This window comes from Thalassotalea nanhaiensis (assembly GCF_031583575.1).
Taxonomy (GTDB): Bacteria; Pseudomonadota; Gammaproteobacteria; order Enterobacterales; family Alteromonadaceae; genus Thalassotalea_A; species Thalassotalea_A nanhaiensis.
The window spans coordinates 2,127,825-2,140,454 of the sequence record NZ_CP134146.1 but is presented as its reverse complement, the minus strand read 5'-3'; the positions used below and the strand labels follow the sequence as shown (position 1 = coordinate 2,140,454).

Sequence of the window (12,630 nt, the reverse complement as noted above, 5' to 3'; positions counted from 1 at the left end):
TGTTTATATGAGTTACTCAATGATCAGATCATTATACGGATTGGTATAATGGCAGTTAATCATTAACTGCCTTTCTCTTCAATCGTCCGTTTTATTAACTTAACAAAGTGCGCATTTGTCTATTAGCAAAATGCAATTTGTCGATATTAAGTAATCCGGTAGCTTTTAGATCCTCAATAACTCTGCTTACTCTTTTTAAATCAGCTTGTTTGGTTTCTGCCCACTTGTCTATAGCAATATCAGCAGCAAACTTAGCATAGGCTTTACTTATTTTTACAACTAATTGCTCTCGTAACTCGAGCAAATCTAACAATAGCGAAAACAGCGCCATTCTAGACCAATGGTCTGTAGTATCAATAACTTCTATTTGTTCAATCAACCAAGAGATACCAATAAGTGGAGTTAACTTTTGGTAACTCATTAACACGTGTTCAATAGGTACTTTTAATTCAACAGAGTTTTTTACAATATCGCAAAAAACGACACTTGATACTTTTAACTGATGAATTTTATCGACAATACTGCGACTACATTCCCCGGTTTGTATTTGATATAAAGATTTTGCAACAGGGGTAAACGGTAATATTACTTCATCTCCGTTAAGTTGTTGTAACAGCTTTATACCCGGCGTAAATTTATTTACAACAGTGATTACAGTCGATTTTTGATCGTCATTATTTATAAACCAAATAGCCATTAACCGATAGAAACGTTGCACTTCTACCATCATTTTGACTTGTATCTCAGAAGAAACAATTCCGTCTAAAGACTCTATTTCTTGCCAAATTTTATCGAGTTGGAACACTTCTTTAGTGATCACGAATGCCTTCACTATTTGAGCAATACTTGCTCCAGTTTGTTCGCGAACGGCATGAATGCCACCACGATTAAAGATCTCGTTAGCGACAGCTGTTGCAACAATTTGCTTAGCTAGAGGATGTTCTAAAATTTCTATTGGATACCTTGTCTGTAATATTGATGGGAATGCTGCCAATAAATATCTCTGAAAATACTCATCCTCGAGTAAATTTGATTGCTGCAATAATGCATTATTTACATCCATTTTTGAATACGCCATTAAAACAGCTAATTCAGGACGTGTAAGGCCTTGTTTATGCTGGCTCCGCCCTTGCAATTCATCTTCATCGGGCAAGTATTCCAACTCTCGGTTTAACTCTACATTGTCGATTAAATAGTTGGTCAGTCGAGTGAAGCTGTCAAAATGCGAATGGCTATTTGCTTCATCCAAACTTAAGGCTTGCACTTGTAGTGTGTTATTCTGCAACACCAATTCACTGACGTCATTGGTCATTTCTTCCAGTAATTTATCTCGTTCTAGCTTAGTTAATTTGCGGTCTGTGATTAAACGATTGAGTAAAATTTTTATGTTTACTTCATTGTCCGAACAATTCACTCCAGCAGAATTATCTACGGCATCAGTGTTTATCCTGCCTCCAGCTTTTGCAAATTCTATCCTGGCTAACTGTGTACAGCCTAAGTTACCACCCTCGCCTATGACTTTACAGCCCAATTGAGCTGCATTTATTCGTACTACATCGTTACCTTTGTCGCCAACATCATTATTATTTTCTTCTGTTGCCTTTACATATGTGCCAATACCGCCAAACCATAGCAAATCAGCTTTTGCCTTTAATATATAAGTGATTAACTTATTAGGAGACAAGGTATTTATATCAGATGGTATATCCAACAATTGCTTAGTTTGATCACTAAGATTAATACTTTTAAGGCTACGGCTAAATACACCACCACCTGATGAAATCAATTCAGGGTTATAATCTGCCCAAGATGAGCGTGGCAGATTATATAGGCGTTGACGTTCTAAAAAGCTTGCCATTGCCTCTGGTGAAGGATCGATAAAAATGTCACGGTGATCAAATGCTGCAACTAGCTTTATGGTCTTAGATGACAACATACCATTACCGAACACATCACCAGACATGTCACCAATACCAATTGCCATGATTTCATCTTTCTGGACATTCACGTTCATTGCTCGAAAGTGTCTTTGTACAGAAACCCACGCGCCTTTTGCGGTAATGCCCATTTTTTTATGGTCGTAACCAACACTACCACCAGAAGCAAAGGCATCGCCCAACCAAAAACCATAATCATCAGCGAGTTGGTTCGCAATATCTGAAAATGTTGCCGTACCTTTATCAGCAGCTACAACCAGGTAACTATCATCACCATCAAAACAAACAACCTGTTTAGGCTTAACGATGCCTTGTGGGGTGTTATTGTCGGTAATATCAAGTAAGGATGAGATAAATATTTTATAACATTCTATAGCTTCGCTGGTTATTTCTGCCCTAGTACCATCAATTGGGAGTTGTTTAGGAACAAACCCGCCTTTTGCACCTTGCGGTACTATAACAACATTTTTAACTTGCTGAGCTTTTACTAAACCTAGAATTTCAGTACGGAAGTCTTCTTTTCTATCCGACCAACGAAGTCCACCTCGTGACACCGCACTAAAGCGTAAATGAACACCTTCTAATCTGGGCGAGTAAACAAAGGTTTCAACATAAGGTCTTGGTTGCGGGGCATCTTCAATTTCACCACTTAATATCTTAAATGAACAATATGATTTTTGTTGCCCAGTATCCGATTGTTGGTAAAAGTTAGTCCTTACGGTTGCAGAAATAGCAGCGATGAAGTTACGTAAAATACGGTCATGATCTATCTGAGAGACACCGTTCAAACGGCCAAATAAACACTTTGAAATATCATTTGCTAATAGCATGCGTTTAGCAATAGAACTGTCATTTATTGAAAAGCGTTGTTCAAATAATGCAACTAAATCTGACACTATATCTGGGTATGAAATCAATGCCTGTTGAAAATACTCTTCGCTGTAACCTAGCCCTAATTGACGTAAATATTTACCATAAGCCCGTATAATAACGATTTGTCTAATATTGATGTTGGCGGTTAATAATAATTTATTGTAACCATCATTTTCAATGTGCTGGGCCCATATATCAGTTAGAGCTTGTTCTAGATTAATTTTAATCTCTTTTAGACAAAGGTCTGTATTAACTGGACACTCAAGGGTATAGCTGTACAAAGCATTACAACTATTATCCTTTGTTATAACCTTAAAACTAAATTCATCTAATGGTCTAAATCCAAGGTTTTCTAAAATTGGAATTGAATCACTTAGAGCTATACCTTGAGCAAGAGAATATATATTCAAACGTAATAAATTACTTTGGTCTTCTTCGTTTCGGTAAATTTGAAATTGATATTTACTCTCTTGTGTAAGTTTTTCAAAATACTCAATATCTTTAAGTGCGGCGGTTACAGAAAACGTCTCTCGATAACTTTTTGAAAAACTGTTGCTGTATTTTTGAATAATTTGGGTTGCGTATTCATCTTTCCAACGTTCAAGTATCGAACTGTTTAGCGATTCCATCCAACTCTTTGTTTTTGCTTCAATTCGATTAATTAAAACATTACGGTTTAAGCCACTAGATATTTGTTCATCTTTTACTAAAGTAAAATGCCATTGGGCGAGATTATTATCGTTAAGCATCGAACAGCGAGATAATATTTTTCCTCCATAAAATTGGCAAAATAATGTTTCAATTTCATCACGTAGGTCTGTACAAAACGCATCTTTAGAAACAAATACCAAGGCAGATACCTGTTGATTAAAGTTATTTTCACGTACAAAGGTTCCGCCTTTATTTTGCGCATTTAAGTTATAAATACCTTTCGCCAAATTAAACAAGTTACTGGCATTGCTCTCAAATATCTCTCGTTTGGGCAAAGCTTTAAGGATATGTCGAAATGTTTTGTACTTATGACTTTCGACTTTGTAATTGACGCGTTTAAGTACGGTGTTTAATTTAGCCTCTAAATAAGGGATGTTTAATGGGTTTTGATTGTTCGCGGCTTGAGTAAACAATCCAATAAACCTATGTATTACAATGATATTTCCATTTTTAGAGTATTCTTTTATGCTTATTTGATCATAATAATCAAGGCGATGAATTTTTGCTTTTACAGTAGATTTTGATATTAACAAGGATTGTTCAGAATCGATAAAATGCTGCAGTTCCTCATTTTTTAATTTGAGCCCTGACTCTTCAGATGCAATAAATTCACTACTTTGTTTAAAAATTCCTAAACTTTCAACACCACGTTGTTCTTGGTGTTCATCAATAAGAAATTGATGATAGCCTAAAAAAGTGAAATTATCCTGGCAAAGCCAATACATGAAGTCTTGCGCTTGTTCACTATTTTTACTTTTGATAACGCTATCACTTTGATCTTGGGCAACTGCTTTTGCTTGATTAAGCATATTTGACCAATCATCCGTTACTAACTGAACATTTGTTAACAGCGCAATAATTTTGGTCTTTAAAGATGCACATGCATTGTCATTTAATAAACTACCTAACTGTATATAAATTACTGAAACGTCTGACTTATAATTTACGTTTGATGATAGTTGCTTGTCAGATATTACCGGATGTAAACAGTTTTTGATGCGGTACCCTTGTTCAAGCAACAAGTTAGTAATGGAATCAAAAATAAAGGGTTTATCATCACTGATTATGTGCAACGTTGACACGTCTATGCCACCTTGCCTTAGGGGACTAATAGTGACTTTGTTTTCCTGCGGTTTACGACTGGTAAAACTACTCCAAAGTGAAAGTGCCAAACTGAATCGGCGCTCTAGAGGCATTAGTAGTATTTCGTCATTTAAGGAGGATTCAAGCAATTCCTGGGAAAACGCGGTAAATGAGTGGACGTTCGCTTCATTGTAATTTTTAGCAATATAACTGTTAAAGTCCTGAGGCATTGCTGTAGTCATAATAATCACCTTAATATGAAATTTAGTTTCAACCAAAGCGCAAACAAGCTTATGCTTTGGGATTTAAAAATCATATCCAGTGCAAATATCTTCGACAAATTCATTTCAATAGCAAAGGTATAACCTAGTGTTGTACTTGCATTTACAATGCCATAACCAAAAGCTATACATTAGCCAACACTTAATAATATCGCTATCTGTAACTGTCCTTTATCTTAAATGCATCAAATTTTTTACAAAAATCAACACTAGAGATGACAAAATGATTAGAAAGCAACAGATAATGAAAACTGCCATAGCGACGAATGTTATTGATAGTGACCTGACTGCTATTGGTATTATGGATTTCGACGGTTTACAAAAAACTGTTGCTGCAGCCTATGATGCCTTTCCAAAGAATTTTTTTCATACATTTGCAGTAAAAGCCAATGCACTTGTCGAGGTGTTAAGAGTATTGCGTGAATATGGAATGGGAGCTGAAGTAGCTAGCCCAGGGGAGTTATTAATTGCAAAAAATGCCGGTTTCTTAAACCAGGATATTATCTTTGATTCTCCAGCAAAAACATTACATGATTTGCGAACATGTATTAAAAATGATATTTCGATAAATATTGATAACTTGCAAGAACTCACTCGTGTAGAGCAACTGATGCAGGAGCACCCTAATACAAAATCAGTGATCGGCTTTAGAATTAACCCGCAAATAGGTGGTGGCGCGATAAGCTCCACCAGTACGGCAACAGCAACATCTAAATTTGGCTACCCATTAGCAGATGCCAATAATAGACAAGAATTAATAAATATTTATCGTCAGCGTCCATGGCTTACTAGCCTGCATACCCATAGTGGATCACAGGGCTGCGCATTGGAGTTAATGGCAAAGGGCATTGAAGTTATTACAGAGCTAGCTGAAGAAATTAATAACAACATCGGCAGCCAACAAGTTGTCCGAATTGATATAGGTGGCGGCTTGCCCGTAAATTTTGCATCTGAAGATGTTACCCCGAGCTTTGCTGATTATGCACAAATATTGAAGAAGAATGTACCACTATTATTTACCAATAAATATCAGGTTAAAACTGAGTTTGGAAGAGCTATTGCAGCTAAAAATGGGGTGATAATAACTCGGGTTGAATATACTAAAAACTCAGGTGGACGTCACATTGCAACAACCCATGCTGGAGCACAAATATTTACCCGAACCGCATTTTTACCAAAATCTTGGCCAATTAGGGTAACCGGCTTTAGCGCCGAAGGAATAGAAAAAACCGCAGATACCTGTGAAGTTGTAACAACGGATGTTGCCGGACCGTGCTGTTTTGCAGGTGATTTAATTTGTGTAGGGAAACAATTACCAAAGCTTGTACCTAATGACTATGTGATGGCTCATGATACAGGAGGCTATTACTTTAGTAATCACTTTGATTACAATAGCTTACCTCGCGTCGGCGTGTTCTCAGTAAGCGGCGATGATGAAAATCTAAATTTTTCCTGCATTCGAAAAGCCGACTCCTTTGAAGATGTTGCAAATAAAATGTAGCTGACATCAAATTATTCAAAAAATTACTGACTGAGAGAAATTAAATTTATTCATAGTAAAGTCAAAAGCAGGAAACACTTTGTTCGTTAACAAGTGCTAAAAAACAAATATAAAAATTAAGAGGTGAATACTCTCCCATGAATATTGAAATTGGTATTATAGAAACATTGTTAGTCGCGTTATTGATCTTATTTGCCGGCTATTTCTGCAATAGTAAAATTGCAATTCTACGTAACAACAATATTCCAGAGCCTGTCGTTGGCGGTATTATTTTCTCTTTAATAGCTGCCATTGCATACAGCTATTTTGATATTGTATTCGATTTTGATATGAGCTTTAAAAAGCCATTTATGACAATCTTTTTTACCACAGTAGGATTAGGTGCCAGTTTTAAATTGCTGCTTAAAGGCGGCCCTAAAGTTGTGTTGTTTTTAGTCGTGACCTCAGTGTATTTAATTTTGCAAAATGCAGTAGGAGTAACACTAGCAATGTCTACTGGCATGGACTCCTTAATGGGATTACTGGGCGGTTCGGTTACTCTTTCTGGTGGTCATGGCAATGGTGCAACTTATGCAGACTTATTTATTTCAGAATATGGCATGCCTGGCAGTGTATTCGAATTAGCAATGGCGGCTGCTACTTTAGGTTTAGTGTTAGGTGGTTTGGTTGGTGGACCGGTGAGTAAACGCTTAATTAAACGCCATAATTTAAAACCGGCTGAGTATCATGAAGAAGTCGATGACACAGTAACGTTTAGTCCAGAAGATCATGATTTGGTGACTCCAAAAAGAATGATGGAGACATTGTTTGTGATTTTGTTATGTATGGTTGTTGGCCATATTGGTCACATTGCGTTGAAAGAAGCAGGTGTTATTCTTCCCTCCTTTTTAATCCCACTGTTATTTGGTGTGTTAGCCACCAATGTATGTGAATTTTCAAAGGTTTATACTATAAGTCGCCCATGTATTGATTTATGGGGCACTATGGCTCTGTCTATATTTTTGGCTATGGCATTAATGTCATTAAAGATTTGGGAGTTGGCTAACCTTGCTGGCCCAATGATGTTTATAATATTAATTCAAACCATAGTTCTAATGATGTTTGCTTATTTTATCACCTTTAGAATTATGGGAAAAAACTACGATGCCGCAATTATGGCCGGTGGTCATTGTGGTTTTGGTTTAGGAGCAACACCAACAGCGGTGGCCAATATGGAAGCATTAGTTGCCCGTCACGGCCCTTCCCCTCAAGCTTTCTTAGTGGTTCCGTTGGTTGGTGCATTTTTTATCGATATTACAAATGCTTTAGTGATTCAGCTATATTTAAGTTTACCATTTGTTGGAAATTAGCTTTAGAGACTTAGGATGTTGAAACAATTTATCTATATGATTATTTATTTATCTGCAACTTTGTTGTCGATAAATTCTGTTAACGCCCAAGATAGAACAACTCAACAAACCTCACAACAAGTGTTACGTGTTGGTACTATGCATTCTCCCCCTTTCGCTATTAAAAACCCTGACAATAGTTGGTCAGGGATCAGTGTAGAATTATGGCGAGAAATAGCCATCGAACTCAATCTTAAATATGAATTTGAAGAACATACATTACCGGAGTTATTACAAGGCGTAGAGCAAGGGAATTTAGATGCTGCCATTGCAGCGATTACCATCACGGAAGAACGTGAACCATTAATGGACTTTACTCACCCACACCATTCCACCGGGTTTGCCATTGCAACCTTGTCTGACGAGCAAGTCAATGTATGGTTATCCACCTTTAAACAATTATTTTCATGGCAGTTTATTCAAGTAGTCGTTTCTCTATTTTTATTATTATTTATTGTCGGTTGGCTTATGTGGTTGGTTGAGCATAAGCATAAATCCAAAAATGAAGACACTCATACAATTGAGTATATCAGTGAAGGTTTTTGGTGGGCGGCAGCGACGATGACAACCGTTGGTTATGGTGATAAAACACCGATGACTAAGATAGGACGGGCGTTTGGTGTGATTTGGATGTTTACTGCATTGATGATTGTAGCCAGTTTTATTGCTGCATTCTCAAGCATATTAACTGTTCAAAAAATTAATACTAACATTCAAAATTTAACCGATTTAAATAAACTTCAAATCGCTACATTAGACGGTTCAACCAGTGAAGCCTTTCTTCAAAATAACGGCTATATGATCGTCACTTTTGCCGATGTGAAAGGTGGACTACAAGCAATTACTGAAGGGAAAGTTGATGCCATGGTATACGACGCACCTTTACTACAGTACTTTGTAGAAACAGAGTTTAAAGGTGAAATTGAAATATCGCCTGCTACATTTGAACGACAAGACTATGGTTTTGCCTTAACTCAAGGCAGTGAACTAAGAGAGCCTCTAAATCGTGTATTAATACGAATTGTTCGTAACGATAGCTGGCGCGAAAAACTGGAAAAATACCTTGGTACTAACTAATTAGCTTCCAAAACTTCACGTTGTTCAGCGACTTCAATGCGAATGTCAAAGTCACGTGGCCAGCCGCCATTATCATAATCAAACACTGTTGTATCTGACACTTTATTTACTTCTACTCTTTCGTTCTGCTCTTCCATTATATTCTCCTGAACAATCATTATGTAATATTATTACAGTAAAATGAGTTAAATAACAAGTAAACAGGGTTATTTACATCTATTTTGTAGTTAACTTACGAAATATTTGGTTTTAAACAGGGAAAATAAGAAAGAAAGGCTATGGAAGAGTTTTTCTACTTTAATTGGTGAACCTATTAAATAACGTTGTTTCCTCATGCTCAAAGGAAACAACATTATAATAACACCGCTTGCTAATGAATTACGGTAACAGCTTCATCGGTGGTTAAATTTAATCCAATGAAACTTGCTTGCTTACTACCTAAATTAAACAACTTTGGCACAGGCTCTTTTGAAAATGCACTTTGCCACTCGATTAAGGAAAAATCATCCAAGTCGATGGTACCGTTACTACCATCTTGTAATTCAAATTCTACTAACACTCTAAAACTTCGATAACCAATACGTGGTGAATTAAAATCTATTTCAATCGGTTGCCAGGTATTTTCATTATTAAAAATAACTGAACTAATAACATGTTTCTTGCCATTAGTTAACGCATCAGTAAAACTTTGTTTTGATTTACGTCCCTGCCAATAAAAAGTTGCCTTCGTCAGTTGACTCGTTCTGATATTAGCTTTGATAGTCATCGGGCTACTTGGCTTGTAAACACGTCTGAAGGTTTGCATACCAAATATTGTTGGCTCACTTTTATCGATCCCTATTTGAAGGTTCTTATTGCCATTAAAGTCATTAATTTTAGTGTTTTCTCTATTAAATAAAAAACCGCGTTCATTTGAATCAAATGTTGCAAAACTTTCAAAGTCACTGCCATTTATTAAGTTCGTCCCTAACCGGTAACTTAAATTCGGCTCAGGTAAGTCAACGGATGTTAAATTGTTATACCATGGTAGGTTTGACAAGCTTCTAACTCGGGTGCCAGATTTAAAATTTAACGTATATTGACCAGTATTTTCTACTGCTTTATTGGCAGACGTGATCACTCCGTGACCACCAGAATAACCAATATTGGTTCCTCTTGCTTTCGATAATGTCACCAATCTTTTCATGGTATTAAATCGATTCATACCTGTAGCAGGAGTTGGTTTATAGCCTTTTAAATAAATTGGTACTATTTCAGCACGATGAAACTTTTCACCATCCATCCACACATAAAGGATAAAGCTATGAGGGGTTGAATTGAAGTACTGATCGAAAACAAAATTCCCCATTGAGTACGCAATAAGCTTTCCATTATAAAGCTCAAGGCCCTGGGTGACATGAGGGTGATGGGCGATAGCTAATGCCGCACCTTCATCAATTGCCGACTTTAACCGTTGCTCTGTAACACCGGTAGGTCCAGTAGAGTATTCTTGACTGCCATGGTATTGCACAAAGGTAACCTTGTCGTTAGCAACTTCGCGACTTACTGAGTTTTTAATATTGTTCATTGAACCGTAAGCTGCCCCGCCTTTATCTTTGCCAGCAGTTTGATTTGGTGTAAAGCCGCCTTCCCAACCGACGTAACCAAGCATAGCAAAATCATTATCATTTATAGTTGTGTGATAAGCAGACAAAGCCTGCTGTTCATTAATGCCAGCTCCGGAATAGCCAAGAGTACTGTTGCTGAGGTTTTCCAAAGTAGATTTAAGACCAGAATTCATATAATCGAACGTATGGTTATTCCCTAATGTTACATAATCAATTCCCGCCCAAGACAATGCCTCTAATACTTCAGGTTTTGAATAAAAGGTAACTGATTTAGGTGCGCGCTCTTCTGGTTCGGTTTCAGATACCTGAGTCTCTAAATTTACAGCTGCTAAATCAGCAAGACTCATATACGGTTTAACATGCTGTACTATGGCTTTGCTGTCACTCAGACGATTATCATCTGAAATCAAAACACCATCACCAAATTTTGGTTGATAATACCGACGCCCCATCATCACATCACCGCCAAAGGCAAACATCACTCGCTTTTCTGTTTGTTCAACCAGTGTAATATCTGCAATTAAAGCGTGACTATTGATATTTGTGTGTAATTCATAGTCGCTGAAAGTTTGCACTGAATGATAAAAACCTTTCTTAGAAAATTTAAGTTGATATATGTCTGCTTTAGGGAGTTTAAGCGTATATTTACCTTGTTTATCGGTTGTTGCTGATTTATTTGCAGAAAGAACACCTACTCCCGCGATCGGTTGGTTTGATTCAGTAAACAGTTTGCCCTCAATAGTGATTATTTTTGATTGCTCAGCAGTACACCCAAGAGATACAAGTAATAAAATAATTAAGTAATTGCGCATTCACATTCCTAATATGACAAAAGAACCAGTGTAACTATTTAAAAGCTTATGGTGCATTCATATTTACCAATGAACCATAACTTAAGGTTATACAATTATATAACAAAGTAGATTCATAAAAATTTAACTTAAATTTAATTGTATACACAGCCTCGGTTTAATAATATTAATACATTGTCTTTTATGGATGAACGTTTTGTTTATTGTTTTTAAAACCTTTTTTTTACTTGGTTGGATCAGTTTTGGAGGCCCTGCTGCTCACATTGGCTATTTTAGAAACACCTTTGTTGAAAAACTAAAATGGCTGGACGATCAAGAGTACGCCCAAATAGTTGCATTAAGCCAATTTATACCAGGGCCAGGTTCAAGTCAGGTTGGCTTCGCCATAGGCTATAAAAAGCACGGACTCATGGGAGCATGCCTCGCATTTATAGGCTTTACATTGCCCTCAGTGCTATTAATGCTAATACTCGCAGTACTTAGTAGCCAACTTACCGACACAAGTATATTTCAACAAATCATTCATGGGTTAAAACTCTTAGCTGTAGTGGTCGTTGCTGACGCTTGTTGGGGGATGTATAAAAGCTTTTGTAAGGACACTATAACTGTAGGGTTGTGTTTCTTTACTGCTATTGCATTATGGCTAGTTTCAGGGATATTGTCTCAAATAATGGTTTTGGTTATTGCTGCTTTAATAGGCCTTAAGTACTTATCTGAAAACACCAATCACTTGACAGAAAAATCAAATATTTCAACCATACCTTTTATAGTTTTTGTTGGACTACTATTTGGTTTGCCTTTATTAGGGGAATATTCTACTTCGATCAAAGTGTTTAGTGACTTTTACCAAGCTGGTAGTTTGGTATTCGGTGGCGGACATGTAGTACTGCCATTATTGCAAAATATTCTAGGTGAGCAAGTCACTCAAGATACTTTTCTTACCGGTTATGCTGCGGCTCAAGCAGTACCGGGGCCTATGTTTACGTTTGCGACATATTTAGGTTTTCACTTATTACCAAGTACACCCCTTGTCGGTGCATTACTTGCTACCTTAGCTGTTTTCTTACCTGGTTTTTTATTATTACTAACCGTTCTAAATAATTGGCACAAGCTTGCCAATCATCCTAAGCTGTCTGGCATTGTCGCAGGCGTAAACGCCTCTGTAGTAGGGTTACTGTTTTCAGCACTTTATAATCCAGTATTTGCTAATGCGGTGTTTAATACTGTAGACATTGCTCTAGTTGGGGCCGGTTGGTATTTATTTAAGCACTTAAAGGTGTCAATAATGTGGTTAGTGGCGTTTTTTATAGTATCAGGCTTAGTTGTAGGGTTATTTGTTTAGCCTGCATAAAACAGGCTA

The 12,630-nt window shown here is 36.9% G+C and carries 7 protein-coding genes; 4 read left to right on the top strand and 3 right to left on the bottom strand.

Annotation, left to right across the window (positions count from 1 at the left end):
- Nucleotides 1–94 precede the first annotated feature (94 nt).
- Complete coding sequence (locus RI845_RS09340) at nucleotides 95–4,846, bottom strand: NAD-glutamate dehydrogenase (RefSeq protein WP_348389468.1); 4,752 nt, start codon at nucleotides 4,844–4,846, stop codon at nucleotides 95–97.
- A gap of 283 nt (nucleotides 4,847–5,129) precedes the next feature.
- Here RI845_RS09340 and RI845_RS09335 point away from each other — a divergent pair, with 283 nt between their 5' ends.
- The 3 genes from RI845_RS09335 (at nucleotide 5,130) to RI845_RS09325 (ending at nucleotide 8,851) form a co-directional block, all read left to right on the top strand.
- Nucleotides 5,130–6,386 (top strand): type III PLP-dependent enzyme domain-containing protein, encoded by a 1,257-nt coding sequence (locus tag RI845_RS09335; RefSeq protein ID WP_348389467.1) that lies wholly within the window; start codon nucleotides 5,130–5,132, stop codon nucleotides 6,384–6,386.
- A 137-nt stretch (nucleotides 6,387–6,523) separates the two neighbouring features.
- Nucleotides 6,524–7,735: a sodium/glutamate symporter gene (gltS, locus tag RI845_RS09330; protein WP_348389466.1), complete on the top strand. Its 1,212-nt coding sequence runs from the start codon at nucleotides 6,524–6,526 to the stop codon at nucleotides 7,733–7,735.
- 15 nt (nucleotides 7,736–7,750) lie between these two features.
- Complete coding sequence (locus RI845_RS09325) at nucleotides 7,751–8,851, top strand: transporter substrate-binding domain-containing protein (protein WP_348389465.1); 1,101 nt, start codon at nucleotides 7,751–7,753, stop codon at nucleotides 8,849–8,851.
- Here RI845_RS09325 and RI845_RS09320 read toward each other — a convergent pair.
- Nucleotides 8,848–8,988, bottom strand: coding sequence for a hypothetical protein (locus RI845_RS09320; RefSeq protein WP_348389464.1), 141 nt, complete (start codon nucleotides 8,986–8,988; stop codon nucleotides 8,848–8,850). The two genes, RI845_RS09325 and RI845_RS09320, sit on opposite strands and share 4 nt — an antisense overlap.
- Nucleotides 8,989–9,221: 233 nt before the next feature.
- A complete protein-coding gene (locus RI845_RS09315; protein ID WP_348389463.1) occupies nucleotides 9,222–11,270 on the bottom strand; it encodes a CapA family protein in 2,049 nt (682 codons plus the stop codon).
- 187 nt (nucleotides 11,271–11,457) lie between these two features.
- Here RI845_RS09315 and chrA point away from each other — a divergent pair, with 187 nt between their 5' ends.
- Nucleotides 11,458–12,612: a chromate efflux transporter gene (gene chrA, locus RI845_RS09310; protein ID WP_451923617.1), complete on the top strand. Its 1,155-nt coding sequence runs from the start codon at nucleotides 11,458–11,460 to the stop codon at nucleotides 12,610–12,612.
- Nucleotides 12,613–12,630 lie beyond the last annotated feature (18 nt).